Origin of the sequence: Phytoactinopolyspora halophila (genome assembly GCF_003287285.1) — a bacterium.
Lineage (GTDB): Bacteria > Actinomycetota > Actinomycetes > Jiangellales > Jiangellaceae > Phytoactinopolyspora_A > Phytoactinopolyspora_A halophila.
The window spans coordinates 1-25,615 of sequence record NZ_QMIG01000037.1 but is presented as its reverse complement, the minus strand read 5'-3'; the positions used below and the strand labels follow the sequence as shown (position 1 = coordinate 25,615).

The window sequence follows — 25,615 nt, the reverse complement described above, 5'->3', positions numbered from 1 at the left end:
CCGGCCGCACGGTGCCGGGTCCCCGTCGCCTACTTTCCACATGCTGGGCCGGATCGTCAGAGGCCGGACACGTGGCGCGTGCGCAGGGTCCTTGACTTGGGCGATACGTCCGGGAGATCCTTCATGCAGCGATGAAGGCACGATAGGAAGCGTCCTGAAACGAGAGATGGGCCGCCACTCGACAGCAGTGAGCCTTGTAGGCTAGACTGCGACTTTGCGCTGTCCTCTGCCCTGTCGTCTGTACGGGTGAGGTCTGTGCATAGCTGATCAACGCGATTGAATCCGACCGTGTGCCCTCGGAAGGACCCCTGTTGGCCGTCACGCCTAATATCCCACAGTCCATTAACGGTTCCAGTTCCACCCGCATCTCTTTTGCCAAACTCAAGGAGCCTCGCGAGGTCCCCAACCTCCTGGCTCTTCAGATCGAGAGTTTCGACTGGTTGCTCGGCAATGAGCGCTGGCACGCACTCGTAGCCGCAGCCGAAGCCGATGGGCGCCAGGATGTCAATACGACCTCGGGCTTGCAAGAGATCCTCAACGAGATCAGCCCGATCGAGGATTTCTCGGGCACGATGTCGCTGTCGTTCTCCGATCCGAGGTTCGAGGAACCGAAGAACACCATCGACGAGTGCAAGATGCGTGACTTCACGTACTCTGCACCGCTCTTCGTGACCGCCGAGTTCATCAACAACGAAACCGGCGAGATCAAGTCCCAGACCGTCTTCATGGGCGATTTCCCGTTGATGACCCCGAAGGGGACGTTCATCATCAACGGGACGGAGCGCGTCGTCGTCTCCCAGCTCGTCCGTTCGCCCGGCGTGTACTTCGAGCGTGCACTGGACAAGACATCCGACCGGGACGTCTTCACGTCCAAGGTCATCCCTTCTCGAGGTGCCTGGCTCGAATTCGAAGTCGACAAGCGAGACACGGTGGGCGTCCGGCTCGACCGCAAGCGCAAGCAGCACGTGACCGTGCTGCTCAAGGCGCTGGGCTGGACCAACGAGCAGATTCTCGAAGAGTTCGGCGACTACGAGTCGATGCGCACCACCCTGGAGAAGGACCACACGACTACTCAGGAAGAAGCGCTACTCGACATCTACCGGAAGATGCGTCCGGGCGAACCGCCGACGCGCGAAGCAGCCCAGCAGCTTCTGGAGAATGCCTACTTCAACCCGAAGCGATACGACCTCGCGAAGGTCGGCCGCTACAAGGTCAACAAGAAGCTCGGCCTCGACCTGGCGCTCGAGCAGAACACGATCACCGTCGACGACATCATCGCCACGCTCCGCTACCTCGTCCGGCTGCACGCTGGCGAGGAGGAGCTGACGAACGGCGAGCAGACGGTTCGCGTCGAGCTCGACGATATCGACCACTTCGGTAACCGCCGGCTGCGGACCGTGGGTGAGCTCATCCAGAACCAGGTGCGTACCGGTTTGTCGAGGATGGAGCGGGTGGTTCGTGAGCGTATGACCACCCAGGACGTCGAGGCGATCACGCCGCAGACATTGATCAATATTCGTCCGGTGGTCGCGGCCATTCGCGAGTTCTTCGGAACGTCGCAGCTGTCGCAGTTCATGGATCAGACCAACCCGTTGGCGGGCTTGACGCACAAGCGCCGGCTCAACGCATTGGGGCCGGGCGGTCTTTCCCGCGAGCGTGCCGGGATGGAGGTTCGCGACGTCCACCCGTCCCACTATGGGCGGATGTGCCCGATCGAGACTCCGGAAGGTCCGAACATCGGTCTGATCGGGTCGCTGGCCACGTACGGACGTATCAACGCGTTCGGCTTTGTCGAGACACCGTACCGGCGTGTCCGGGAAGGCAAGGTCACCAATGACGTCGTCTATCTGACCGCCGACGAAGAGGACCGCAACGTTATTGCGCAGGCCAATGCGCCACTGACGGATGATGGTCATTTCACCGAAGATCGCGTGCTCGTCCGCAAGCGCGGCGGTGAGGTCGAGCTGGTGTCGGGCACCGAGGTCGACTACATGGACGTGTCGCCGCGTCAGATGGTCTCGGTGGCCACGGCGATGATCCCGTTCCTCGAGCATGACGACGCCAACCGCGCGCTGATGGGCTCCAACATGCAGCGTCAGGCAGTGCCGTTGCTCCGTGCCGAGGCGCCTCTGGTCGGTACCGGCATGGAGTATCGTGCCGCGGTCGATACTGGTGAAGTCGTCGTGACCGAGAAGGCCGGCGTGGTATCCGAGGTCTCGGCTGACTACGTCACCATCATGGCCGATGACGGCACGTACCAGACCTATCAGCTGGCGAAGTACCGGCGCTCCAATGCCGGTACGTGCCTCAACCAGAAGCCGATCGTCAACGAGGCGGATCGGGTGGAGGCCGGGCAGGCCATTGCCGATGGTCCATCCACCGACCAGGGCGAGATGGCGCTCGGCAAGAATCTCCTCACAGCGTTCATGTCCTGGGAGGGACAGAACTACGAGGACGCCATCCTGCTGTCGCAGCGGTTGATCGAAGAAGACGTGCTCACCTCCATCAAGATCGAGGAGCACGAGGTCGATGCCCGTGACACGAAGTTGGGGCCCGAGGAAATCACTCGGGACATCCCGAACGTCTCCGAGGATGTCCTTGCCGATCTCGACGAGCGCGGGATCATCCGGATCGGCGCCGAGGTCGGCAACGGCGACATCCTGGTCGGCAAGGTCACGCCGAAGGGCGAGACCGAGCTGACTCCGGAAGAGCGCTTGCTGCGCGCCATCTTCGGCGAGAAGGCGCGCGAGGTGCGCGATACGTCGTTGAAGGTGCCGCACGGTGAGTCCGGAAAGGTCATCGGCGTTCGGGTGTTCGATCGCGACGAGGGCGACGAACTTCCGCCTGGTGTCAATCAGTTGGTCCGGGTCTATATCGCGCAGATGCGTAAGATCCAGGACGGCGACAAGCTGGCTGGGCGGCACGGTAACAAGGGTGTGATCTCGAAGATTCTGCCCGTCGAGGACATGCCGTTCCTCGAGGATGGGACACCCGTGGACATCGTGCTCAACCCGCTCGGTGTGCCGAGCCGAATGAACCTCGGTCAGGTCATGGAGACTCATCTTGGATGGGTCGCGAAGTCTGGCTGGCAGGTAGAGCTCGACGACGAAGAGTGGAAGAGACGACTCGAAGAGATCGGCATGACCGAGGCGGCACCGGACAGCAGGGTCGCGACCCCGGTCTTCGACGGTGCCCGGGAGGACGAGATCACGGGGTTGCTCTCGTCCACGCTGCCCAACCGGGACGGAGAGCAGCTGGTGAAGGGCGACGGCAAGGCGCGGCTGTTCGACGGCCGTTCTGGCGAGCCGTTCCCCGAACCGGTGGCCGTCGGTTACATGTACATGCTGAAGCTGAACCACCACGTGGACGACAAGATTCACGCACGCTCCACCGGGCCCTATTCGATGATTACCCAGCAGCCGCTGGGCGGTAAGGCCCAGTTTGGTGGCCAGCGCTTCGGTGAGATGGAGGTCTGGGCACTGCAGGCCTACGGCGCGGCATACGCGCTCCGGGAGCTGCTGACGATCAAGTCCGACGACATCCTCGGACGCGTGAAGGTCTATGAGGCAGTCGTCAAGGGCGAGAACATCCCCGAGGCCGGCATTCCGGAATCGTTCAAGGTGCTCATCAAGGAGATGCAATCCCTCTGTCTCAACGTGGAGGTCCTGTCGAGTGATGGCACCCAGATCGAGATGCGTGACAGCGACGAGGATGTCTTCCGCGCCGCTGAAGAGCTCGGTATCGACCTGTCTCGGCGCGAGCCGAGCAGTGTCGAAGAGGTGTAAGGCCGACCGCTCGCTTTCGAACACAGACTGATCTGAGAGAAGGAACCACGTGCTCGACGTCAACTTCTTCGACGAGCTGCGCATTGGCCTCGCCACAGCGGACAGCATCCGTGACTGGTCGCATGGCGAGGTCAAGAAGCCGGAGACAATCAACTACCGCACGCTCAAGCCGGAAAAGGACGGCCTCTTCTGTGAGAAGATCTTCGGCCCCACCCGGGATTGGGAGTGCTACTGCGGTAAATACAAGCGTGTCCGATTCAAGGGCATCATCTGCGAACGCTGTGGTGTCGAGGTCACCCGGGCCAAGGTCCGTCGGGAGCGGATGGGTCACATCGAGCTCGCGGCACCGGTGACCCACATCTGGTACTTCAAGGGAGTTCCTTCGCGTCTGGGGTACCTGCTCGACCTCGCGCCCAAGGACCTTGAGAAGGTCATTTACTTCGCTGCCTACATGATCACGTGGGTCGACGAAGATGCCCGGCATCGAGACCTGTCGTCGCTGGAGGGGCAGATCGATGTCGAGCGCAAGCAGATCGAACAGCGCAGGGATACCGACATCGAGGCCCGGCACAAGAAGCTGGAGTCCGATCTCGCCGAGCTCGAGGCCGAGGGCGCCAAGGGCGATGTGCGCCGCAAGGTCAAGGAGTCGGCCGAGCGGGAGATGAGCCAGATCCGCAAGCGCGCCGACTCCGAGATCGATCGGCTGAACGCCGTCTGGGAGAGGTTCCGCACTCTCAAGGTCCAAGACCTCGAGGGTGACGAGATGCTCTACCGCGAGATGCGGGATCGTTTCGGCGCCTATTTCCAGGGCGGTATGGGTGCCCAGGCGATCAAGGAACGGTTGGAGAACTTCGATCTCGACGCCGAGGCGGAACGGCTGCGGGAGATCATCCGTAGCGGAAAAGGACAGAAGAAGACGCGTGCGCTTAAGCGGCTCAAGGTCGTCTCCCCGTTCCTGACCACACGCAACGACCCGCGAGGCATGGTGCTGGACGCCGTGCCGGTCATGCCGCCGGATCTTCGTCCGATGGTGCAGCTCGACGGCGGCCGGTTCGCCACGAGCGACCTCAACGATTTGTATCGCCGAGTGATCAACCGGAACAACCGGCTCAAGCGGCTGCTCGATCTCGGGGCGCCGGAGATCATCGTGAACAACGAGAAGCGGATGCTTCAGGAATCCGTCGATGCGTTGTTCGACAACGGACGCCGGGGGCGTCCGGTGACCGGACCGGGAAATCGGCCGTTGAAGTCGATTTCCGACATGCTTAAGGGCAAGCAGGGCCGATTCCGGCAGAACCTGCTCGGTAAGCGTGTGGATTACTCCGGCCGTTCGGTGATCGTCGTCGGGCCTCAGCTCAAGCTGCACCAGTGTGGCCTGCCGAAGGGTATGGCGATCGAGCTCTTCAAGCCGTTCGTCATGAAGCGGTTGGTGGACCTATCGCACGCCCAGAACATCAAGAGCGCCAAGCGCATGGTGGAGCGTGCGCGTCCGATCGTCTGGGATGTGCTCGAAGAGGTCATCGCTGAACATCCGGTGATGCTCAACCGCGCGCCGACGCTACATCGACTGGGTATCCAGGCCTTTGAACCACAGCTGATTGAAGGTAAGGCCGTTCAGATCCACCCGCTCGTGTGTACCGCCTTCAACGCGGACTTCGACGGCGACCAGATGGCTGTTCACTTGCCGCTGTCGGCAGAGGCCCAGGCCGAAGCCCGGGTTCTCATGTTGTCCAGCAACAACATCCTCAAGCCTGCGGACGGTCGCCCGGTCACCATGCCAACGCAGGACATGGTGTTGGGTCTCTATGTCCTCACGAGCGAGGGCGAGGACCTGGTAGGCGAAGGACGGGCATTCGAGTCTACGGCGGAGGCCATCAACGCCTTCGATAAGGGCGAGCTGGCGTTGCAGGCGCCGATTCGCATCCGTGTCACTCCGGGAAGGCTGCCGGACGGCGTGGAGCAACCGGACGGCTGGGAGCCAGGTCAACAGTTGACGATGTCGACGACGCTGGGCCGGGCCCTGTTCAACGAGATGCTTCCGGATGATTACCCCTACATCAACAACGAGGTCGACAAGGGGCGTCTGGGAGAGATCGTCAACGATCTCGCCGAGCGGTACCAGAAGACGGAAGTCGCCTCGACTCTGGATGCGCTGAAGGAGGCCGGCTTCTACTGGGCCACCCGCTCCGGTGTGACGATTGCCGTCTCTGACGTCGTGGCGCCGCCCACCAAGCAGAACATCCTCGAAGAGTTCGAGTCCAAGGCAGACAAGGTCGAGCGAAACTTCAATCGGGGTGTGATCTCCGACGGCGAGCGCCGTGAAGAGCTCATCGATATCTGGACCGAGGCAACCAACCGGGTCGACGAGGCGATGCGTGAGTCCTTCGTGTCGTCGAATTCGATCCACCGGATGGTGCATGCCGGTGCGCGTGGTAACTGGATGCAGATCCGGCAGCTCGCCGGCATGCGTGGCCTGGTGGCAAACCCACGGGGTGACACCATCCCACGGCCTATCAAGTCCAGTTTCCGTGAGGGGCTGTCGGTGCTGGAGTTCTTCATCTCCACGCACGGTGCCCGTAAGGGTCTGGCCGACACGGCGCTGCGTACGGCGGACTCGGGTTACCTGACCCGGCGTCTCGTCGATGTCTCGCAAGACATCATCATCCGTGAAGTCGATTGCGGCACCGAGCGTGGGCTCAACCTGCCGATCGCGAGTCGCGATGCGAACGGGACGCTGTCGGTCGCCGAGCTGGCGGAGACATCGGTCTATGCACGGGCACTTGCCGAAGACATCGTGGCGGAAGACGGCACGCGTCTCGCGTCGGCAGGTGACGATGTCGGCGATGTCCAGATCAAGTACCTGGTGCAGAACGGCATCGAGAAGGTTCGAGTCCGAAGCGTGCTCACGTGTGAGAGCAAGACCGGAGTGTGCGCGGTCTGCTACGGCCGGTCGCTGGCCACGGGCAAGCTGGTGGACGTCGGCGAAGCAGTCGGGATCATCGCTGCACAGTCGATCGGCGAACCGGGTACCCAGCTCACCATGCGTACGTTCCACACCGGTGGTGTCGCGGGTGAAGACATCACGCACGGTCTTCCCCGTGTCGTCGAGCTCTTCGAAGCCCGGGCCCCGAAGGGTAAGTCTCCTATCGCCGAGGTGTCCGGTCGGGTACGTGTCGAAGAGGACGGCAGGGGAGCGCGCGTGATCATCGTGCCGGATGACGGCACGGACGAACAGTCCTTCCCCATCAGCCGCCGGGTCTACGAGTGGAGCAACCGCCGGGGACCGGGCATCGCTCAGTGGAGGGTCCAGGACGGCGATCACGTCGATGTCGGCGAGCTCCTGCACTCCGGTACCGCGGATCCGCACGACATCCTGCGAGTGCAAGGACAGCGCTCGGTGCAGATCTACCTCACCGATCAGGTGCAGGAGGTCTACCGGTCGCAAGGTGTGTCGATCCACGACAAGCACATCGAGATCATCGTGCGGCAGATGCTTCGCAGGATCACCGTGCTGGAGAGTGGCGACACGAACTTGCTGCCAGGTGAGCTCGTCGAGCGGGTGCGGTTCGAAGAGGAGAACCGCCGGGTGGTCGCGGAAGGTGGCCAGCCGGCCTCCGGGCGGCCCCAGCTGATGGGTATCACGAAGGCGTCGCTGGCGACCGATTCGTGGCTGTCGGCAGCGTCGTTCCAGGAGACGACGCGAGTGCTGACCGAGGCGGCGATCAACGCCAAGTCCGATCCGTTGATCGGGCTGAAGGAGAACGTGATCCTGGGTAAGCTCATTCCAGCCGGAACCGGGCTCCCGCGATACCGGAATCTGCGTGTGGAGCCCACGGAGGAGGCCAAGGCGGCCATGTATTCGATGGTCGACTACGGCTCCGATTATTCCGACTATGAGTTCGGCCAGGGTTCGGGCGAAGCCGTACGTCTCGAGGACTACGATTTCGGTTCGTACACCTGATAAGGTCGAAAGCGGAGGTGCGTAGACCGCACCTCCGCTTTGACCTGAGACTGCCCGAGCGGGTAGTCTCATTCCTCGTGCCTGGAGTTCTTTCAGGCTCGTACCGCCCGCTCGGCGGGTGGTACGGATTGTTCAGACCACACCGATCGGTTCATCCGGGCGGTGCGGGACCGAGGTAGGGCGACACGCCCGACTGCGGGGGTCGTCAACACCTCGGCGTTCTTCGGTCCCGGTGCCGTTGGATCGCCGGTCCGACCAATAAGCCGACACCCGGGAGCCCCCGGCTGAGACGACGAGGATGACGGAGACGTAGTGCCTACGATCCAGCAGCTGGTCCGTAAGGGCCGTCAGGACAAGGTCGCCAAGAAGAAGACGCCTGCCCTGAGGGGCAGTCCGCAGCGGCGCGGTGTGTGTACCCGCGTCTACACGACCACCCCGAAGAAGCCCAACTCGGCGCTGCGCAAGGTCGCGAGGGTCAAGCTGACCAGCCAGATCGAAGTCACGGCCTACATCCCTGGGGTCGGTCACAACCTGCAGGAGCACTCCATGGTGCTCGTGCGTGGTGGCCGAGTGAAGGATCTTCCGGGTGTTCGCTACAAGATCGTTCGCGGCTCGCTCGATACGCAGGGCGTGAAGAACCGCAAGCAAGCACGTAGCCGCTACGGTGCGAAGAAGGAGAAGAGCTGATGCCGCGCAAGGGCCCCGCGCCGAAGCGACCGCTGGTGGTCGATCCGGTCTACGGTTCGCCGCTCGTGACACAGCTGGTCAACAAGGTTCTCGAAGACGGCAAGAAGTCGCTCGCCGAGCGGATCGTCTACGGTGCGCTGGAGGGATGCCGGGAGAAGACCGGTACCGACCCCGTCGTGACATTGAAGCGTGCGCTGGATAACGTGAAGCCGACGCTGGAAGTGCGCAGCCGCCGGGTTGGTGGCGCCACGTATCAGGTCCCGGTGGAGGTTCGCGCCGGACGCAGCACGACACTCGCGCTGCGTTGGCTGGTGAACTACTCGCGCGCGCGCCGCGAGAAGACGATGACCGAGCGGCTGATGAATGAGATTCTCGATGCCTCCAACGGCCTGGGTGCCAGTGTGAAGCGTCGGGAAGACACTCACAAGATGGCCGAGTCGAACAAGGCCTTTGCACATTACCGCTGGTAGCCGATACTCGGCGACGACGTAGGAAGACGCAGACGAACATGGCGACCGACCTCCGCAAGATCGACCTCGCCAAGGTCCGCAACATCGGGATCATGGCGCACATCGACGCGGGTAAGACCACTACTACCGAGCGGATCCTGTACTACACCGGTATCAACTACAAGATCGGTGAGGTCCACGATGGCGCGGCCACGATGGACTGGATGACGCAGGAACAAGAGCGCGGCATCACGATTACGTCCGCAGCGACGACGTGCGAGTGGGACGACCACGCCATCAATATCATCGATACTCCGGGCCACGTCGACTTCACGGTGGAAGTGGAACGTTCACTTCGAGTGCTCGACGGAGCGGTCGCGGTCTTCGACGGCGTCGCAGGCGTGGAGCCGCAGTCGGAAACGGTCTGGCACCAGGCGGACAAATATGGTGTGCCCCGGATCTGCTTCGTGAACAAGCTCGACCGTACCGGGGCGGAGTTCCACCGGTGTGTCGAGATGATCGTGACACGGCTGCAGGCCACTCCGCTGGTCCTGCAGTTGCCGATCGGAGCGGAATCCGACTTCCGCGGCCTGGTCGACCTCATCGACATGAAGGCGATGATGTGGTCGGCCGAGACGCCGCTGGGGGAGATGTACGACACGGTCGACATCCCGGATACTCACGTCGAGGCAGCGCAAGAACATCGTGACAAGCTGCTCGAAACCATCGCCGAGAACGACGAGGCGATGATGGAGCTTTACCTGGAGGGTAAGGAACCCTCCCGTGACGAGCTCATTGCAGCGATCCGGCGCGCCACTATCGCGAACTTGGTGACGCCGGTCTTGTGTGGCTCCGCGTTCAAAAACAAGGGCGTGCAGCCGATGCTGGACGCGGTGGTCCGCTACCTTCCCTCGCCCCTCGAGGCCGGTGAAGTCGAAGGGCACGCGGTTGGCGACGAGTCGCACGCACTCACCCGTCCACCCGAGGACGACGCTCCGATGTCGGCGCTGGCCTTCAAGATCATGGCTGATCCGCACCTCGGTAAGCTGACCTTCATTCGTATCTATTCGGGCACGCTGATCAGCGGCTCCCACGTGCTGAACAGCGTCAAGGGTCAGAAGGAGCGGATCGGCAAGATCTACCGCATGCACGCGAACAAGCGTGAGGAGATCGAGAAGGCGAGCGCCGGCCAGATCGTTGCGGTGATGGGCTTGAAGAACACGACGACCGGTGAATCGCTCTCAGACTCGGGCCAGCCCATCATCCTCGAATCGATGAAATTCCCGGCTCCCGTGATTCACGTGGCGATCGAGCCGAAGTCGCGCAGCGATCAGGACAAGCTCGGGACGGCCATCCAGCGCCTGGCCGAGGAAGATCCGACGTTCCAGGTGCGCACCGACGAGGAGACGGGCCAGACCGTGATCTCGGGGATGGGCGAGTTGCATCTCGAGGTGCTCGTCGATCGCATGAAGCGAGAGTTCAAGGTCGAGGCGAACGTCGGTAAGCCGCAGGTTGCCTACCGCGAGACCATCCGGCGCAAGGTCGAGAATGTCGAGTACACCCACAAGAAGCAGACCGGTGGTTCCGGTCAGTTCGGCCGGGTGATCATCGACGTCGAGCCGACCGGGGGCGATGGCGACGGCGGTTACGAGTTCGTCAACAACATCACCGGCGGCCGTATCCCGCGTGAGTACATCCCGGCTGTGGACGAGGGATGTCAGGAGGCGATGGAGTTCGGCGTCGTCGCCGGGTATCCGCTGGTGGATGTCAAGGTGACGCTCCAGGATGGCGCCTATCACGACGTCGACTCCTCGGAGCTCGCCTTCAAGATCGCAGGCTCGATGGCGTTCAAGGATGCTGCGCGCCGCGCGGATCCCGTGTTGCTCGAGCCGATGTTCAAGGTCGATGTGACGACGCCGGAAGAATACATGGGCGATGTCATCGGCGACCTCAACTCCCGCCGTGGTCAAGTTCAGTCCATGGAGGAGCGTGCCGGCCAGCGGGTGGTGACCGCGCTGGTCCCGCTGTCGGAGATGTTCGGCTATGTCGGTGACCTCCGCAGCAAGACCCAGGGCCGCGCGAGCTACTCGATGTTCTTCGATTCCTATGGCGAAGTTCCCAGGAGCGTAGCTGAGGAGATCATCAAGAAGGCTCGAGGAGAGTGAATCAAGACGGAGATCGATCTCGGTCTGGTGCTTTCCACCGGCCCCCGACAAGTAAGGCAGCCGAGCAGTACCGGCTCAAGAAAAACCTTCGAGTCCTAGATACGGAGAGGACCTACAGTGGCTAAGGCGAAGTTCGAGCGGAGCAAGCCGCACGTCAACATCGGCACGATTGGTCACGTCGACCACGGTAAGACGACGCTGACGGCGGCGATCACGAAGATCCTGCACGAGAAGTACCCGGAGCTGAACGCAGCGATGCCGTTCGACGACATCGACAAGGCTCCGGAGGAGAAGCAGCGCGGCATCACGATTAACATCGCGCATGTCGAGTACCAGACGGACAAGCGTCACTACGCACACGTCGACGCTCCGGGTCACGCTGACTACATCAAGAACATGATCACCGGTGCGGCCCAGATGGACGGCTCAATTCTGGTCGTCGCCGCCACTGATGGTCCGATGCCGCAGACCAAGGAACACGTGCTGCTCGCCCGTCAGGTCGGCGTGCCCTACATCTTGGTCGCGCTGAACAAGGCCGACATGGTCGACGATCCGGAGATCCTCGAACTCGTGGAGCTCGAGGTTCGCGAGTTGCTCACCGAGTACGAATTCCCCGGTGACGACGTGCCGGTCATCCGGGTGTCCGCGCTGAAGGCGCTCGAAGGTGACGCCGAGTGGGTCAAGTCCATTGAGGACTTGATGGATGCGGTGGACGAGAACATCCCGGACCCGGTGCGCCAGGACGACAAGCCGTTCCTTATGCCGATCGAGGATGTCTTCACCATTACCGGTCGTGGAACGGTGGTCACTGGCCGGGTTGAGCGTGGCGTACTCAAGCCCAACGAGGACGTCGAGCTCGTCGGTATCCGCCCGGGCCAGGCGCAGAAGACGGCGGTGACGGCCATCGAGATGTTCCGCAAGATTCTCGATGAGGCCCGCGCGGGCGAGAACGTCGGCCTCCTGCTTCGTGGGACGAAGAAGGACGACGTCGAGCGCGGCATGGTGGTCACCAAGCCCGGCACCACCACTCCTCACACGGAGTTCGAAGCCACGGTGTACATCCTGTCGAAGGACGAGGGCGGCCGGCACACGCCGTTCTTCAACAACTACCGTCCTCAGTTCTACTTCCGGACCACCGACGTCACCGGTGTGGTGACGCTGCCTGACGGCCCGGATGCCATGGTCATGCCCGGTGACGACACCACCATGCAGGTGGAGCTCATCCAGCCGGTCGCCATGGAAGAAGGGCTGAAGTTCGCGATCCGTGAAGGTGGCCGTACCGTCGGTGCCGGCCACGTCACCAAGATCATCAAGTAGGACGCAGGAACAATACGCGGTGCCGGGGCGAGCCTCGGCACCACAAGATCGGGCCCAGAGGTTGCACCCTCGGAATGCCGGCCAGAAAACGGCCGGGTAGTCACAGGACGAAGAACAGATCCTACGACGCCGGGGCCGGCATCCCGGGGGTGTGGCTACAACCTGGATCCGATCACCCGGATTGGCCAGAGGCCGGTTCTCTCTGGCATACTGGTCAGGTTGCTCGGCGGAGGCCGCCGTGGTCCGCACGCTGGTTTATCCAGCTGTGGTGACCGAAACGGAGACCTTCCCTGTTAGTTGATCGGGTTCACGTTCGGGCCCGGTCTAGCCGATCTCCCGATGAGAGACGCCGTCGATAGGCGGTGAATTGTGCCTGTCGGGTGCGACACGCCCGACCGCGGGGGTCGCTCGGGCAACAGCCAGTATTCGGTTCGTGAGCGGTACGAGGGAAAAGGACGACATAGCAGCCATGGCGGGACAAAAGATCCGCATCCGGCTCAAAGCCTATGACCACGAGGTGATCGATACCTCGGCGCGTAAGATCGTCGACACGGTCACGCGTACCGGTGCACAGGTTGCGGGCCCGGTGCCGCTGCCAACCGAGAAGAATGTGTATTGCGTGATCCGCTCGCCGCACAAATACAAGGACAGCCGCGAGCATTTCGAGATGCGCACACACAAGCGGCTCATCGACATCATCGACCCCACGCCCAAGACGGTCGATTCGCTCATGCGTCTCGATCTCCCGGCGGGTGTCGACATCGAGATCAAGCTTTAAGGGACCGAGTGCGATGACTATCGACGCAACTCAGGCCGGTGGCCGGGTCGTATCTGGCCTGCTTGGCGAGAAGCTTGGCATGACGCAGGTATGGGACGAGAACAATCGGGTCGTTCCCATTACGGTCGTGAAGGCCGGCCCCTGCGTGGTGACCCAGGTGCGTACCCCGGAGCGGGACGGCTACGACGCGGTCCAGATCAGCTACGGAGCGCCGAACCCTCGAAAGGTCACGAAGCCAGCTCAGGGCCACTTCGACAAGGCCGGCGTGACGCCACGGCGGCACACGGTCGAGTTCCGCACGCGTGACGCGTCCGAGTACACCCTGGGCCAGGAGCTGACGGTTGACGTCTTCGAGGCTGGCCAGAAGGTGGACGTGACAGGCACGAGCAAGGGCAAGGGTTTTGCCGGTGTCATGAAGCGGCACGGCTTCCACGGCCTGCGTTCCTCGCACGGTGTGCACGGCAAACACCGCTCGCCAGGCGCGATCGGCGGCTGCGCGACGCCAGGCCGGGTGTTCAAGGGGCAGCAGATGGCTGGCCGGATGGGTGGCGAACGGGTCACGGTCCAGAGCCTGGCCATTCACGCCGTGGACCCCGACAACGGGCTGTTGCTGCTCAAGGGCGCCGTCCCCGGCCCCAACGGCGGTGTCGTGCTGGTCCGGACGGCGGTAAAGGAGGCATCGAAGTGACGACGGTCTCCGTACGCGACACGAGTGGGAAGTCGGCCGGGACGGTCGAACTACCCCCCGAGATCTTCGGCGTTCAGGTCAACGTGCCGTTGATCCACCAGGTGGTGGTTGCACAGCTGGCTGCCGCACGGCAGGGTACTCATGCGTCGAAGACGCGGGGCATGGTCCGCGGTGGCGGAGCGAAGCCGTACCGGCAGAAAGGCACTGGGAGGGCCCGGCAAGGGTCGATTCGGGCGCCGCAGTTCGCCGGTGGTGGCACGGTGCACGGGCCGCAACCACGCAACTACGCGCAGCGCACGCCGAAGAAGATGAAGGCGGCGGCGCTGCGGGGCGCGCTGTCGGATCGGGCGCAGCACGATCGCGTGCACGTCGTCACCGGGTTCGTCGACGGCGACACACCATCCACCAAGGCGGCCTTGGCCACCTTGCGAGCGCTGACCGAGCGCCGTCGTGTGCTGGTGGTGCTCGACCGCGGCGACGAGCTGACGGCGAAGAGCCTGCGAAACGCGCCCGACGTTCACTTGCTGCCGCACGATCAGCTGAACACGTACGACGTCCTGTGTGCGGACGATCTGATCTTTACGAAGGCAGCGTTCGACGCGTTCGTCGCCGATCGCCAGCAGAACGGTGACGGCGCGAAGCAAGCTGAGGCGGAGGTGGCCACATGAGTAAGGTCGGTAAGGACCCGCACGACATCCTCATCAAGCCAGTCGTCTCCGAGAAGAGCTACAGCTTGCTGGATGAGAACAAGTACACCTTCATCGTCGATCCTCGGGCGAACAAAACCGAGATCAAGATTGCCGTCGAGAAGGTGTTCAACGTCAAGGTCGTCGGAGTAAACACCGCCAACCGCTCTGGAAAGCGTCGCCGGACCCGGTTCGGTATGGGCAAGCGCCCGGACACGAAGCGGGCGATCGTGGCAGTGGCTCCTGGCCAACGCATCGACATCTTCTCCGGCCCGGTCACGTAAGACCGGCGTCACGATACGAGTATCGAGGTCTGGAATGGGAATCCGAAAGTACAAGCCGACGACCCCGGGGCGTCGAGGCTCCAGTGTCGCCGACTTCACTGAGATCACCCGGTCCGAACCGGAGAAGTCGCTCGTGCGGCCGCTGCCCAAGAAGGGCGGCCGGAACAACTCGGGCCAGATCACTACGCGTCACCAGGGTGGCGGACACAAGCGGCAGTACCGAGTGATCGACTTCAGGCGGGCCGACAAGGACGGTGTGCCGGCGCGGGTCGCGCATATCGAATACGATCCAAACCGGACGTCCCGCATCGCATTGTTGCACTACGCGGACGGCGAAAAGCGCTACATTTTGGCGCCGAACCGGGTCAAGCAGGGCAGCCGGATCGAGTCTGGCCCGCGGGCAGACATCCAGCCGGGCAACAACCTCCCGCTGCGGAACATCCCGGTCGGTACCATCATCCACGCTATCGAGCTGCGGCCGGGTGGAGGTGCCAAGATCGCACGCTCTGCTGGTGCCCGCGTTCAGCTGGTGGCCAAGGAAGGGACGTGGGCGCAGCTGCGGATGCCGTCGGGCGAGATCCGCAACGTCGACGTCCGGTGCCGTGCCACCGTTGGTGAGGTCGGCAATGCCGAACAGTCGAACATTAACTGGGGCAAGGCCGGCCGGATGCGCTGGAAGGGTAAGCGCCCCAACGTCCGGGGTGTGGTCATGAACCCGGTCGATCATCCGCATGGTGGTGGTGAAGGCCGGACGTCCGGTGGCCGCCATCCGGTGAACCCGAAGGGTAAGCCAGAGGGTCGTACCCGCCGGAAGAACAAGCCCAGTAATCGTCAGATCGTGCGCCGCCGCAAGACCGGTAAGAAGCGCTGAGTCGGGAGACCGAAGAGATGCCACGCAGCCTGAAGAAGGGGCCCTTCGTCGACGAGCACTTGGCCAAGAAGGTCGAGGCGCAGAACGACCAGGGCAGCAAGAACGTGATCAAGACGTGGTCACGCCGGTCGATGATCGTGCCGGAGATGATCGGACATACGATCGCCGTGCACGACGGCCGCAAGCACGTCCCGGTGTTCATCACCGAGGCCATGGTCGGTCACAAGCTCGGCGAATTCGCTCCGACGCGGACCTTCCGGGGTCACGAGAAGGACGACCGCAAGAGCCGTCGCCGGTGACGTCTACCACGCTGAGTTGAGGAGTTTGACGATGGAAGCAGCCAGGGCCCAGGCGCGGTTCGTCCGTGTCGCGCCCACCAAGGCGCGCCGCGTGGTGGATCTCATCCGTGGCCTGGATGTCGACGAGGCATCGGCCCTTCTCCAGTTCACACCCAGTGCGGCGGCGGAGCCGGTGCGCAAGACTCTGGAGAGCGCGGTCGCCAATGCCTACGATCTGACGGGTACCCAGCGGGACACGCTCAAAGTAGGTACGGCCTATGTCGACGAGGGACCGACGCTGAAGCGTTTCCGGCCCGGAGGCAAGGGCCGGGCGTTTCGGATCAAGAAGCGAACGTGCCACATCACGATCGTCGTGGCGGACAAGCAGTCGGCTAACGGCGCTCCGGCTTCGGCGAGGACGCGTGCCTCGGCCGGTGCCGGCGGTGCGAAGGGAGGGGCCCGCTAGTGGGTCAGAAGATCAACCCGCACGGGTTTCGACTTGGTATTTCCACCGACCACAAGAGCCGGTGGTTCGCGGACAGCACCAATGAGGGTCAGCGGTATCGGGACTACATTGCCGAAGATGTAGCGATCCGCAAGCTCATGACCCAGGGTATGGAGCGTGCCGGAATCTCCAGTGTGGAGATTGAACGAACCCGTGACAGAGTCCGGGTGGACATTCACACGGCACGCCCGGGGATCGTGATTGGCCGGCGTGGTGTCGAAGCCGACCGCCTGCGCTCGGAGTTGGAGAAACTCACGGGTAAGCAGGTCCAGATGAACGTGCTCGAGGTGAAACAGCCCGAGCTCGACGCCCAGCTGGTCGCGCAGGGTGTGGCCGAGCAACTGTCTGCGCGAGTCGCATTCCGCCGGGCGATGCGCAAGGCCATTCAGACCACGATGCGTGCGGGCGCCAAGGGTGTTCGGATCCAGTGTTCCGGGCGGCTCGGCGGTGCCGAGATGAGCCGCTCGGAATTCTACCGTGAGGGCCGGGTACCGCTGCACACGTTGCGCGCCGATGTTGACTACGGATTCTACGAGGCTCGCACCACGTTCGGTCGCATCGGTGTGAAGGTATGGATCTACAAGGGCGATGTCACCGGATCCCGCGCCGAGCGTGCGGCCGAGCAGGCGGCGCAGGCGCGGGCACAGCAGCGCGAACGCAGGCGTCCCGAACGCCGGCGGCCGGCTCGCGGAGAGCGCGGTGGTCAGCAGCAAACCAGCGGGACGGGCGAGACGGAATCCGCCGACGCCTCGGCGACACCGGCGGACACGTCGGCGGCTGAGCCGAGCAGCAAGCAGGAGGCGTGAGATCATGCTGATTCCACGCAAGATCAAGTACCGCAAGCAGCACAGCCCGAAGCGTCGCGGTATCTCGAAGGGCGGCACGAGCCTGGCGTTCGGCGAGTACGGCATCCAGGCGATCGAGGGTCACTATGTGACGAACCGGCAGATCGAGGCCGCGCGTATCGCCATTACCCGGCACGTTCGCCGGGGCGGGAAGGTATGGATCAACATCTTCCCGGATCGGCCGTTGACGAAGAAGCCCGCCGAGACCCGGATGGGCTCGGGTAAGGGTTCGCCGGAATGGTGGGTGGCGAACGTCAAGCCCGGACGGGTCATGTTCGAGCTTTCGTATCCGAACGAGGCGATCGCCAAAGAGGCGCTCACCCGGGCCATCCACAAGCTGCCGATGAAGGCGAAGATCGTGACACGCGAAACAGGTGATCTGTGATGGCGATCGGATCGAAGGACCTCGACGCCGGGTCGCTGCGGAAGAAGACCGACGCGGAGCTGGTCGAAGAGCTGGGAAAGGCCAAGGAAACGCTGTTCAACCTGCGCTTCCAGGCAGCTACCGGTCAACTTGAGAGCCACGGCCGGTTGAAGGCTGTGCGCCGCGACATCGCTCGGATCTATACGATCATGCGCGAGCGTGAGCTCGGTATCACGCCCGTGGTCGAGCCCGCTTCCGACGATGCGGCCAAGGAAGATGCCGCATGAGCCCGACGAATAAGGACACGTCTGTGAGTGACACGAACGCTGTCATGAAAGACCGGACTCGCGGCTTCCGTAAGCTTCGCGAGGGCCGGGTCGTCAGCGACAAGATGGACAAGACGGTCGTGGTGGCCGTCGAGGACCGCTTCAAGCACCCGCTGTACGGCAAGGTCGTACGGCGTACCAACAAGTTCAAAGCGCACGATGAGCAAAACGCTTGCGGCATCGGCGACCGCGTCCTTCTGATGGAGACCCGGCCGCTGTCGGCTACCAAGCGTTGGCGCGTCGTGGAGATAGTCGAGAAGGCGAAGTAGTTCATACCGTGCCAGGACCGTTCCGCAAGGCTTGCCGGCGCGCCTCGGGTGTGCCGGTGGAGAACCGGCGTGACACACAGGAGCCATTGAGATGATTCAGCAGGAGTCGCGACTACGCGTCGCTGACAACACGGGTGCCAAGGAAATCTTGTGCATCCGCGTTCTCGGCGGCTCGGGCCGGCGGTACGCCGGCATCGGCGATGTCGTCGTAGGAACCGTGAAGGATGCCATTCCGGGCGGTAGTGTGAAGAAGGGCGACATCGTCAAAGCCGTGATCGTGCGGACGGTGAAGGAGCGGCGCAGGCCCGACGGCTCCTATATCCGGTTCGATGAGAACGCCGCCGTTCTTATCAGAGACGGTGGCGACCCGCGAGGCACTCGCATTTTCGGTCCTGTCGGCCGCGAGCTTCGAGAGAAGCGCTTCATGCGCATCATCTCTCTCGCCCCGGAGGTGTTGTAAGTCATGCGTGTGAAGAAGGGTGACAAGGTCGTCGTGATCGCTGGCCGTGACAAGGGCTCGGTCGGCAAGGTGATCAGGGCGTTCCCGCAGGACGAGAAGGTGCTAGTGGAAGGTGTCAACCGGATCACCAAGCACAGCAGGCCAACTCGAACGGCCCGGGGACGTGAAGGAGGGGGCATCATCCACAAGGAAGCGCCCATCCACGTGTCCAACGTTCAGCTGGCCGTAGAGGTCGACGTTGACGGCGAGAAGAAGACCGTCGGAACGCGCGTCGGCTACCGGTTCGACGAGGACGGCAACAAGGTCCGGTATGCCAAGCGCACCGGTGAGGATATCTGATGAGTACAACGACTACCGCCATGCCTCGGCTCAAGCAGCGTTATCGCGAGGAGATCATTCCGTCGCTGCGTGAGCAGTTCGGCATCGCGAACATCATGCAGGTTCCCTCGGTCCAGAAGGTCGTCGTGAACATGGGCGTCGGCGAGGCCGCCCGTGACACGAAGTTGATCGAGGGCGCCATTCGTGATCTGTCGGACATCACCGGTCAGCGACCCGCGGTGACCCGGGCCCGTAAATCGGTCGCCCAGTTCAAGCTGCGTGAGGGCATGCCGATCGGGGTGCATGTGACGTTGCGTGGCGATCGTATGTGGGAGTTCCTGGATCGCCTGATCACGATCGCTCTGCCCCGGATTCGTGATTTCCGCGGTCTGTCGCCCCGGCAGTTCGATGGTCGCGGCAATTACACGTTCGGCCTCAACGAACAATCCATGTTTCACGAGATCGATCAAGATCGGATCGATCGGGTCCGGGGTATGGACATCACGGTCGTGACGACAGCGACCAACGACGATGAGGGCCGGATGTTGTTGCGGCAGCTCGGCTTTCCGTTCAAGGAGCAGTGACAAGGTGAGCGAGCGGAGTGCCCGGCGTCGCGACGGAGGAGCAGCCGTGCGCGCAGCGAGTGAGCCGAGGAACGCGACTCAAGAACGAGGAGCAGTGACAAGGTGAGCGAGCGGAGTGCCCGGCGTCGCGACGGAGGAGCAGCCGTGCGCGGAGCGAGTGAGCTGAGGAACGCGACCATGAAACAGGAGCAGTGACGTGGCGAAGAAAGCGCTGGTCCACAAGGCCAAGAAGAAGCCGAAGTTCGCGGTCCGCGCGTACTCTCGTTGCCAGAAGTGCGGGCGCCCGCATTCGGTGTATCGCAAGTTCGGCCTGTGCCGGATCTGCCTTCGGGAGATGGCGCACCGGGGCGAACTTCCGGGCCTGACGAAGTCCAGCTGGTGACATTTCTAGATCGCCGTAGGTCCGTGCGACACGGAAACCCCGGCGGGAAAGTGGTTTGACGACCATGACCATGACCGATCCGATCGCAGACATGTTGACACGTCTGCGAAACGCGAATTCGGCCTTCCACGATGAAGTGCCGATGCCGTATAGCAAACTCAAAGAACGTATCGCTCAGATCCTCGAGCAAGAGGGCTTCATCAGCGGTTACGACGTGCAGGAGCCTGCCGAGGGCAAGGTCGGCAAGGCTCTCGTGTTGGAGCTGAAGTACGGACCCTCGCGAGAGCGATCCATTGCGGGCGTTCGCCGGGTCAGCAAGCCCGGTCTTCGCGTGTACGCGAAGGCCAACAACATGCCCAAGGTGCTGGGTGGTCTCGGCGTCGCGATCATTTCGACGTCGCATGGACTCCTCACCGACCGGGCAGCGGCCAAACAAGGTGTCGGCGGGGAAGTCCTCGCCTACGTCTGGTAGCGGGAAGGAGGAAAGACGGACGTGTCGCGTATCGGTAAGCTTCCGATTCCCGTACCTGCCGGTGTGGATGTCGCGATCGATGGCCGGGACATCTCGGTAACGGGCCCGAAGGGCACCTTGCAGCATACGCTGCCGGAGACGATCGAGATCGAGCGCAACGAAGACGGCGCGCTGGAGGTTCGTCGTCCCGATGACGAGCCCGACAGCAAGGCCAAGCACGGGCTCACCCGAACATTGGTGTCCAACATGGTCACCGGTGTCACCGACGGCTATGAGAAGAAGCTCGAGATCGTCGGCGTGGGTTACCGCGTGACAGCGAAGGGCGAGGACATCGAGCTCGCTGTCGGCTACAGCCACCCCGTCCCGTTCGCGGCGCCCGAGGGCATCACCTTCACGGTGGAATCTCCGACGAGGTTCGCCGTGCGAGGGATCGACAAGCAACGAGTGGGCCACGTCGCGGCGCTGATCCGAGGCCTGCGTCCACCGGAGCCGTACAAGGGCAAGGGCATCCGCTACGAAGGTGAGCAAGTCCGGCGTAAGGTCGGGAAGGCTGGGAAGAAGTAGACGATGGGCATCGGGATCAACCGCCGAGTTCGGCGGGGCGACAAGAGAGCCGCGCGAGACAGGCGGCATCTGCGGGTCCGTAAAAAGATCAGCGGTACGCCACAGCGGCCGCGCCTCGTGGTTACACGATCACTGCGGCACATGGTGGCACAGGTGGTCGATGACACGGCGGGGCACACCATCGTGTCGGCGACGAGCATGGAGTCCGATCTCCGTTCGATGGAGGGCGACAAGACCGCGAAGGCACGCAAGGTCGGTGAGCTCGTGGCCGAACGCGCGAAGTCGGCTGGTGTGGAGTCCGTGGTATTCGACCGCGCCGGTAACCGCTATCACGGCCGGGTTGCTGCGGTGGCCGAAGGCGCTCGGGAGTCGGGCCTTCAGCTGTAGACGGAGCATTGTGACGACGAGCAGAGAGAGAAGGAGTTATGGCTGAACCACAGCGCCGCGGGAGCGGTGCCGGTGGCGAGCGCCGTGAACGCCGTGACCGTCGCGACCGCGACAGTCGTCGCGGTGATGGCGGCGCGGAGAAGACCACCTACGTAGAACGTGTCGTCGCCATCAACCGCGTGGCGAAGGTCGTCCAGGGAGGTCGGCGTTTCAGCTTCACCGCCCTGGTCGTCGTCGGCGACGGTGATGGCACGGTCGGTGTCGGATATGGCAAGGCCAAGGAGGTACCCGCGGCGATCGCCAAGGGTGTCGAGGAGGCCAAGAAACAGTTCTTCAAGGTGCCGCGGATCCAGGGCACCATTCCGCATCCCGTCCAGGGTGAAAAGGCGGCGGGTGTGGTGCTGTTGCGCCCCGCATCGCCTGGTACCGGTGTGATCGCGGGTGGGCCGGTTCGCGCCGTCTTGGAAGCCGCCGGCATCTCTGACGTGCTGAGCAAGTCGCTGGGTTCGGCGAACGCGCTCAACATCGTGCATGCCACGGTGGAAGCGTTGCGTGGCCTGGAACGTCCGGAACAGGTCGCCGCCCGGCGTGGATTGCCGCTCGAGGACGTCGCCCCGGCGGCGCTGTTGCGTGCACGAGCGGAGGCCAACGCATGAGTCAGTTGAAGATCCGCCAGGTGAAGAGCAAGATCGGCGGAACGTCGGCGCAGCGTGATTCGTTGCGTTCCTTGGGGCTGAAGCGCATCGGTGACCACGTCGTCAAGGATGATCGCCCCGAGGTTCGCGGCATGATCAAGGCGGTATCTCACCTGGTCACCGTCGAGGAGGTCGACTGAGGCGATGAGCGAGAAATCTCCACTGAAGCCGCATCACCTTCGTCCGGCTCCGGGTGCGAAGAAGGCCAAGACCCGTGTCGGTCGTGGCGAGGCGTCCAAGGGGAAGACTGCCGGGCGCGGAACCAAGGGAACGAAGGCTCGCGGTCAGGTTCCGGCGACCTTCGAAGGTGGCCAGATGCCGTTGCACATGCGGCTGCCGAAACTCAAGGGATTCAACAACCCGTTCCGCGTGGAGTACCAGGTAGTCAACCTGGACAAGCTCGCGGAACTGTATCCCGATGGCGGTACGGTGACGGTCGAGGACCTGGCCGGCAAGGGTGCGGTACGCCCGAAGCGTCGGGTGAAGGTGCTCGGCACCGGGGAGGTGTCCGTGAAACTGGACGTCAGTGCCCACGCCTTTTCCAAGACCGCCAAGGAGAAGATCGAGGCGGCCGGGGGGACGGCTACACAATTGTGACGATCACGTACCCGGAGTCCGGGCGTTCTTCGGACAGCCGGGTACGTTATCGTCACAAAGCGGGTGCTGTGACGGCGGTCACCCACTGACGGTATACGAACGAACGAGGGCCGGCCCGTCGCCGGTCTCCAGGAGGCAGCGAAGTGCTCAGAGTGTTCGTTCAGGCGTTCCGGACGCCTGACCTGCGCCAGAAGCTGCTGTTCATGCTGGGCATCATTGTCCTCTTTCGGTTGGGCTCCAATCTGCCAACGCCGAACGTCGACGTCGAGGCTGTGCAGATCTGCTCTGATCAAGCGCTCGAAGAAGAAGGCTTCGGCCTGTACGGATTGCTCAACCTGTTCACCGGCGGCGCGTTACTGAACCTGGCCATCTTCGCGCTCGGGATCATTCCGTACATCACGTCGGCCATCATCTTCCAGCTGCTGACCGTGGTGATCCCGAAGCTGGAAACCTTGAAGAAGGAAGGGCCCTCGGGACAAGCCCAGATCACCCAGTACACCCGGTATCTGACCATCGGGCTGGCTCTGCTGCAGGCGACGACGCTGGTGACGCTGGCGGAGAGTGGACAGTTCTTCCCCGGCTGCCCCCAAGAGATCGTTGCCGACAACTCCGTGGGATCGCTCGCCTTGATGGTGCTAGTGATGACCTCGGGAACGGCCCTGGTCATGTGGATGGGTGAGCTGATCAGCGACCGCGGCGTGGGCAACGGCATGTCGTTGCTCATCTTCACCCAGATCGTGGCCAGCGTTCCGGGGATGTTCTGGAACATCCAGCTGACTCGCGGATGGGGCATCTTCGCCCTGGTTCTGGCCGTGGCGTTGGTCGTCGTGGCCCTCATCGTCTACGTCGAGCTGTCGCAGCGCCGCATTCCGGTCCAGTACGCCAAGCGAATGGTCGGCCGGCGGATGTACGGGGGATCGTCCACGTACATTCCGTTGAAGATCAATCAGGCCGGCGTCATTCCTGTGATCTTCGCTTCTTCGCTGTTGTATGTGCCCATGTTGTGGGCGCAGTTCAACCAGGAAAGCGCATGGGCGGCGTGGGTCGCCGAGCATTTCCAGCGGGGCGATCACCCGATCTATCTCGCGTTCTACTTCCTCTTGATCGTGGGATTTGCGTTCTTCTATGTGTCCATCACGTTCAATCCGAAAGACGTGTCGGACAACATGAAGAGGTACGGCGGGTTCGTGCCGGGTATCCGGGCTGGGCGGCCGACGGAGGAATACCTGACCTACATTTTGAACCGGATCACGTCGGCCGGTGCGATCTATCTCGGTCTGGTGGCCCTGTTGCCGTTGATGGCGTTCAACATCATCAATCCCGGTATGGGCATGGCGTTCAGCAACACGTTCGGAGGCACCAGCATTCTGATCATGGTCGGTGTCGGTCTGCAGACTGTGCAGCAGATCGAGGGACAGCTGCAGCAACGCAACTACGAGGGATTCTTGAAGTGACGCGTCTTCTGATCATGGGCCCGCCCGGGGCTGGCAAGGGAACCCAAGCACAGCTGGTGGCCGAACACTTCGGCATCCCCGCGATCTCCACGGGTGACATCTTCCGGGCGAACGTGTCCAACGGAACGTCGCTCGGTGTCGAAGCCAAGCGGTATATGGATGCCGGCGAGTACGTTCCAGACGAGATCACCAACAACATGTTGCGTGACCGCCTTTCCGAGCCCGACGCCGCCGATGGCTTCTTGCTCGACGGCTACCCTCGGACCCTGTCTCAGGTGGACTTCCTCGACAGTGTGCTGGCCGAGCAAGGTGCCGAGCTTGATTACGTCGTCGAACTCGTCGTCGACGAGAACGAGATCGTCTCCCGCCTGCTGAAGCGTGCCGCGGAAGAGGGCCGCACGGACGACTCGGAGGAAGTCGTCCGGAATCGGATGCGCGTTTACAACGAGCAGACCGCACCGTTGACCGCGCTGTATGCGGAGCGTGGCCTGCTGGTCCGCGTGGACGGCATGGGCCGGGTCGAAGAGGTCGCGGCACGCGTGGAGAACGCGATCGTTACCGCATCGCGGAGCGCTTGAGGGCATGCGGGCGAGGCGTCCGGCATTGGAGATCAAGAGTGACGCCGAGCTCGTCGGAATGCGCGCGGCGGGAATGGTGGTGGCCGAGATCCACGCTGTGATGCGCGAGGCGGTCACAGCCGGCACTACCGGACGCGATCTCGATGCCTTGGCCCGCCGAGAGCTGAAAGAGCGGGGCGCTACGTCGAATTTTCTGGGCTACCACGGCTTTCCAGCGACGGTCTGCGTGTCTGTGAACGACGTCGTCGTCCACGGCATCCCCAACGACGTGCCGTTTCGTGATGGAGATATCGTATCCATCGATTTCGGCGCGGTAGTCGACGGCTGGCACGGAGATGCCGCGGTGACGCTGCCGGTCGGAGATGTCTCGGACGACGTGGCACGAATGCTGAGTGACTGCGAGGACGCATTGTGGGCGGGCATTGCGGCCATGCGCCCTGGCCGTCGGCTACGCGAGATAGGTACTGCCGTCGAACGGCTGGTGCAGTCTCGGGGCGACTACGGGATCGTCGAAGAATACGGCGGGCACGGCATCGGCACCGCGATGCATCAAGACCCACACGTGATGAACTATCGGACTCGCCGGCGCGGGCCGAAGCTCCAGCCGGGACTCTGCCTGGCGGTCGAACCGATGATCACCCTTGGTGATCCGGCGACGTACACGCTCGACGACGACTGGACGGTCAAGACGACTGATGGCGCGTGGGCGGCACACTTCGAGCACAGCGTGGCCGTGACGAGTGACGGCCCGTACGTGCTCACTGCCCTCGATCCCCCCTCCGATGATCGTGAACACTAGTCGGCCACATGGCAGGTTCAATCGGTGCTTGCAATGAGCAGCTGGTTGAGCCGCTGGGTTGGAGTCT

General features: G+C 63.0%; 30 protein-coding genes. All 30 read left to right on the top strand.

Going from position 1 to position 25,615, the window contains the following annotated elements; all coding sequences use genetic code 11:
- Nucleotides 1-329: 329 nt before the first annotated feature.
- The 30 genes from rpoB to map all read left to right on the top strand — a co-directional run bounded on the left by rpoB (nucleotide 330) and on the right by map (nucleotide 25,548).
- Nucleotides 330-3,785, top strand: coding sequence for a DNA-directed RNA polymerase subunit beta (gene rpoB, locus DPM12_RS20565; RefSeq protein ID WP_484266832.1), 3,456 nt, complete (start codon nucleotides 330-332; stop codon nucleotides 3,783-3,785).
- A gap of 49 nt (nucleotides 3,786-3,834) precedes the next feature.
- Complete coding sequence (locus DPM12_RS20560) at nucleotides 3,835-7,746, top strand: DNA-directed RNA polymerase subunit beta' (protein ID WP_112260228.1); 3,912 nt, start codon at nucleotides 3,835-3,837, stop codon at nucleotides 7,744-7,746.
- Nucleotides 7,747-8,058: 312 nt separating this feature from the next.
- Nucleotides 8,059-8,433: a 30S ribosomal protein S12 gene (rpsL, locus tag DPM12_RS20555; RefSeq protein WP_112260227.1), complete on the top strand. Its 375-nt coding sequence runs from the start codon at nucleotides 8,059-8,061 to the stop codon at nucleotides 8,431-8,433.
- Nucleotides 8,433-8,903: a 30S ribosomal protein S7 gene (gene rpsG / locus DPM12_RS20550; RefSeq protein WP_112260226.1), complete on the top strand. Its 471-nt coding sequence runs from the start codon at nucleotides 8,433-8,435 to the stop codon at nucleotides 8,901-8,903. Before rpsL ends, rpsG begins: the two co-directional genes overlap by 1 nt.
- A 38-nt stretch (nucleotides 8,904-8,941) precedes the next feature.
- Nucleotides 8,942-11,047: an elongation factor G gene (gene fusA / locus DPM12_RS20545; RefSeq protein WP_112260225.1), complete on the top strand. Its 2,106-nt coding sequence runs from the start codon at nucleotides 8,942-8,944 to the stop codon at nucleotides 11,045-11,047.
- Between the two features lie 117 nt (nucleotides 11,048-11,164).
- Complete coding sequence (tuf, locus tag DPM12_RS20540) at nucleotides 11,165-12,364, top strand: elongation factor Tu (protein ID WP_112260224.1); 1,200 nt, start codon at nucleotides 11,165-11,167, stop codon at nucleotides 12,362-12,364.
- A gap of 469 nt (nucleotides 12,365-12,833) precedes the next feature.
- Entirely contained in the window at nucleotides 12,834-13,142 is a 309-nt protein-coding gene (rpsJ, locus tag DPM12_RS20535; protein WP_026877498.1) for a 30S ribosomal protein S10, read from the top strand.
- Nucleotides 13,143-13,155: 13 nt separating this feature from the next.
- Nucleotides 13,156-13,830: a 50S ribosomal protein L3 gene (rplC, locus tag DPM12_RS20530; RefSeq protein WP_112260223.1), complete on the top strand. Its 675-nt coding sequence runs from the start codon at nucleotides 13,156-13,158 to the stop codon at nucleotides 13,828-13,830.
- Nucleotides 13,827-14,498: a 50S ribosomal protein L4 gene (gene rplD, locus DPM12_RS20525; RefSeq protein ID WP_112260222.1), complete on the top strand. Its 672-nt coding sequence runs from the start codon at nucleotides 13,827-13,829 to the stop codon at nucleotides 14,496-14,498. The genes rplC and rplD overlap by 4 nt, the downstream gene beginning before the upstream one ends.
- The gene (gene rplW, locus DPM12_RS20520) at nucleotides 14,495-14,800 is read left to right on the top strand and encodes a 50S ribosomal protein L23 (RefSeq protein WP_112260221.1); all 306 of its coding nucleotides are present in this window, start codon (nucleotides 14,495-14,497) and stop codon (nucleotides 14,798-14,800) included. The genes rplD and rplW overlap by 4 nt, the downstream gene beginning before the upstream one ends.
- 34 nt (nucleotides 14,801-14,834) lie before the next feature.
- Complete coding sequence (rplB, locus tag DPM12_RS20515; RefSeq protein ID WP_112260220.1) at nucleotides 14,835-15,671, top strand: 50S ribosomal protein L2; 837 nt, start codon at nucleotides 14,835-14,837, stop codon at nucleotides 15,669-15,671.
- A gap of 17 nt (nucleotides 15,672-15,688) precedes the next feature.
- On the top strand, nucleotides 15,689-15,970 hold the full coding sequence (rpsS, locus tag DPM12_RS20510) for a 30S ribosomal protein S19 (protein WP_112260219.1): 282 nt from the start codon (nucleotides 15,689-15,691) through the stop codon (nucleotides 15,968-15,970).
- Nucleotides 15,971-16,001: 31 nt separating this feature from the next.
- A complete protein-coding gene (gene rplV / locus DPM12_RS20505) occupies nucleotides 16,002-16,415 on the top strand; it encodes a 50S ribosomal protein L22 (protein ID WP_112260218.1) in 414 nt (137 codons plus the stop codon).
- Nucleotides 16,415-17,260: a 30S ribosomal protein S3 gene (gene rpsC, locus DPM12_RS20500; RefSeq protein WP_112260217.1), complete on the top strand. Its 846-nt coding sequence runs from the start codon at nucleotides 16,415-16,417 to the stop codon at nucleotides 17,258-17,260. The genes rplV and rpsC overlap by 1 nt, the downstream gene beginning before the upstream one ends.
- Before the next feature lie 4 nt (nucleotides 17,261-17,264).
- Nucleotides 17,265-17,684: a 50S ribosomal protein L16 gene (gene rplP, locus DPM12_RS20495; RefSeq protein WP_112260216.1), complete on the top strand. Its 420-nt coding sequence runs from the start codon at nucleotides 17,265-17,267 to the stop codon at nucleotides 17,682-17,684.
- A complete protein-coding gene (gene rpmC, locus DPM12_RS20490) occupies nucleotides 17,684-17,950 on the top strand; it encodes a 50S ribosomal protein L29 (protein WP_112260248.1) in 267 nt (88 codons plus the stop codon). Before rplP ends, rpmC begins: the two co-directional genes overlap by 1 nt.
- 44 nt (nucleotides 17,951-17,994) lie before the next feature.
- Complete coding sequence (gene rpsQ / locus DPM12_RS20485) at nucleotides 17,995-18,258, top strand: 30S ribosomal protein S17 (RefSeq protein WP_112260247.1); 264 nt, start codon at nucleotides 17,995-17,997, stop codon at nucleotides 18,256-18,258.
- 91 nt (nucleotides 18,259-18,349) lie between these two features.
- Nucleotides 18,350-18,718 carry a 50S ribosomal protein L14 gene (gene rplN / locus DPM12_RS20480; protein ID WP_112260215.1) on the top strand — a complete coding sequence of 123 codons (369 nt, stop codon included), beginning with the start codon at nucleotides 18,350-18,352 and terminating at the stop codon, nucleotides 18,716-18,718.
- A gap of 3 nt (nucleotides 18,719-18,721) precedes the next feature.
- Complete coding sequence (gene rplX / locus DPM12_RS20475; RefSeq protein WP_112260214.1) at nucleotides 18,722-19,057, top strand: 50S ribosomal protein L24; 336 nt, start codon at nucleotides 18,722-18,724, stop codon at nucleotides 19,055-19,057.
- Nucleotides 19,057-19,620, top strand: a complete 564-nt coding sequence (rplE, locus tag DPM12_RS20470) for a 50S ribosomal protein L5 (protein WP_112260213.1) — start codon at nucleotides 19,057-19,059, stop codon at nucleotides 19,618-19,620. Before rplX ends, rplE begins: the two co-directional genes overlap by 1 nt.
- A gap of 196 nt (nucleotides 19,621-19,816) precedes the next feature.
- Nucleotides 19,817-20,002: a type Z 30S ribosomal protein S14 gene (locus DPM12_RS20465; protein ID WP_112260212.1), complete on the top strand. Its 186-nt coding sequence runs from the start codon at nucleotides 19,817-19,819 to the stop codon at nucleotides 20,000-20,002.
- A gap of 64 nt (nucleotides 20,003-20,066) precedes the next feature.
- Nucleotides 20,067-20,474 (top strand): 30S ribosomal protein S8, encoded by a 408-nt coding sequence (rpsH, locus tag DPM12_RS20460; RefSeq protein WP_112260211.1) that lies wholly within the window; start codon nucleotides 20,067-20,069, stop codon nucleotides 20,472-20,474.
- A gap of 21 nt (nucleotides 20,475-20,495) precedes the next feature.
- Nucleotides 20,496-21,038, top strand: a complete 543-nt coding sequence (rplF, locus tag DPM12_RS20455; protein WP_112260210.1) for a 50S ribosomal protein L6 — start codon at nucleotides 20,496-20,498, stop codon at nucleotides 21,036-21,038.
- Nucleotides 21,039-21,041: 3 nt separating this feature from the next.
- Nucleotides 21,042-21,425, top strand: a complete 384-nt coding sequence (rplR, locus tag DPM12_RS20450) for a 50S ribosomal protein L18 (protein WP_112260209.1) — start codon at nucleotides 21,042-21,044, stop codon at nucleotides 21,423-21,425.
- Nucleotides 21,426-21,463: 38 nt separating this feature from the next.
- Nucleotides 21,464-22,081: a 30S ribosomal protein S5 gene (rpsE, locus tag DPM12_RS20445; RefSeq protein ID WP_112260208.1), complete on the top strand. Its 618-nt coding sequence runs from the start codon at nucleotides 21,464-21,466 to the stop codon at nucleotides 22,079-22,081.
- The gene (gene rpmD, locus DPM12_RS20440; RefSeq protein WP_112260207.1) at nucleotides 22,078-22,260 is read left to right on the top strand and encodes a 50S ribosomal protein L30; all 183 of its coding nucleotides are present in this window, start codon (nucleotides 22,078-22,080) and stop codon (nucleotides 22,258-22,260) included. The genes rpsE and rpmD overlap by 4 nt, the downstream gene beginning before the upstream one ends.
- A gap of 4 nt (nucleotides 22,261-22,264) precedes the next feature.
- On the top strand, nucleotides 22,265-22,717 hold the full coding sequence (rplO, locus tag DPM12_RS20435) for a 50S ribosomal protein L15 (protein ID WP_112260206.1): 453 nt from the start codon (nucleotides 22,265-22,267) through the stop codon (nucleotides 22,715-22,717).
- A 143-nt stretch (nucleotides 22,718-22,860) separates the two neighbouring features.
- A complete protein-coding gene (secY, locus tag DPM12_RS20430; RefSeq protein WP_112260205.1) occupies nucleotides 22,861-24,171 on the top strand; it encodes a preprotein translocase subunit SecY in 1,311 nt (436 codons plus the stop codon).
- A complete protein-coding gene (locus tag DPM12_RS20425; RefSeq protein WP_245951329.1) occupies nucleotides 24,168-24,749 on the top strand; it encodes an adenylate kinase in 582 nt (193 codons plus the stop codon). The genes secY and DPM12_RS20425 overlap by 4 nt, the downstream gene beginning before the upstream one ends.
- A gap of 4 nt (nucleotides 24,750-24,753) precedes the next feature.
- Nucleotides 24,754-25,548: a type I methionyl aminopeptidase gene (gene map, locus DPM12_RS20420; protein ID WP_112260204.1), complete on the top strand. Its 795-nt coding sequence runs from the start codon at nucleotides 24,754-24,756 to the stop codon at nucleotides 25,546-25,548.
- The last annotated feature ends 67 nt before the right edge of the window (nucleotides 25,549-25,615 follow it).

Bases quoted from the DNA above. Each gene is read 5' to 3' on its own strand.
- rpsG (WP_112260226.1), top strand. From the start codon at position 8,433: ATGCCGCGCAAGGGCCCCGCGCCGAAGCGACCGCTGGTGGTCGATCCG.
- fusA (WP_112260225.1), top strand. From the start codon at position 8,942: ATGGCGACCGACCTCCGCAAGATCGACCTCGCCAAGGTCCGCAACATC.
- rpsJ (WP_026877498.1), top strand. From the start codon at position 12,834: ATGGCGGGACAAAAGATCCGCATCCGGCTCAAAGCCTATGACCACGAG.
- rplC (WP_112260223.1), top strand. From the start codon at position 13,156: ATGACTATCGACGCAACTCAGGCCGGTGGCCGGGTCGTATCTGGCCTG.
- rplW (WP_112260221.1), top strand. From the start codon at position 14,495: ATGAGTAAGGTCGGTAAGGACCCGCACGACATCCTCATCAAGCCAGTC.
- rplB (WP_112260220.1), top strand. From the start codon at position 14,835: ATGGGAATCCGAAAGTACAAGCCGACGACCCCGGGGCGTCGAGGCTCC.
- rpsS (WP_112260219.1), top strand. From the start codon at position 15,689: ATGCCACGCAGCCTGAAGAAGGGGCCCTTCGTCGACGAGCACTTGGCC.
- rplV (WP_112260218.1), top strand. From the start codon at position 16,002: ATGGAAGCAGCCAGGGCCCAGGCGCGGTTCGTCCGTGTCGCGCCCACC.
- rplP (WP_112260216.1), top strand. From the start codon at position 17,265: ATGCTGATTCCACGCAAGATCAAGTACCGCAAGCAGCACAGCCCGAAG.
- rpmC (WP_112260248.1), top strand. From the start codon at position 17,684: ATGGCGATCGGATCGAAGGACCTCGACGCCGGGTCGCTGCGGAAGAAG.
- rpsQ (WP_112260247.1), top strand. From the start codon at position 17,995: ATGAAAGACCGGACTCGCGGCTTCCGTAAGCTTCGCGAGGGCCGGGTC.
- rplN (WP_112260215.1), top strand. From the start codon at position 18,350: ATGATTCAGCAGGAGTCGCGACTACGCGTCGCTGACAACACGGGTGCC.
- rplX (WP_112260214.1), top strand. From the start codon at position 18,722: ATGCGTGTGAAGAAGGGTGACAAGGTCGTCGTGATCGCTGGCCGTGAC.
- rplE (WP_112260213.1), top strand. From the start codon at position 19,057: ATGAGTACAACGACTACCGCCATGCCTCGGCTCAAGCAGCGTTATCGC.
- rpsH (WP_112260211.1), top strand. From the start codon at position 20,067: ATGACCATGACCGATCCGATCGCAGACATGTTGACACGTCTGCGAAAC.
- rplR (WP_112260209.1), top strand. From the start codon at position 21,042: ATGGGCATCGGGATCAACCGCCGAGTTCGGCGGGGCGACAAGAGAGCC.
- rpsE (WP_112260208.1), top strand. From the start codon at position 21,464: ATGGCTGAACCACAGCGCCGCGGGAGCGGTGCCGGTGGCGAGCGCCGT.
- rpmD (WP_112260207.1), top strand. From the start codon at position 22,078: ATGAGTCAGTTGAAGATCCGCCAGGTGAAGAGCAAGATCGGCGGAACG.
- rplO (WP_112260206.1), top strand. From the start codon at position 22,265: ATGAGCGAGAAATCTCCACTGAAGCCGCATCACCTTCGTCCGGCTCCG.
- map (WP_112260204.1), top strand. From the start codon at position 24,754: ATGCGGGCGAGGCGTCCGGCATTGGAGATCAAGAGTGACGCCGAGCTC.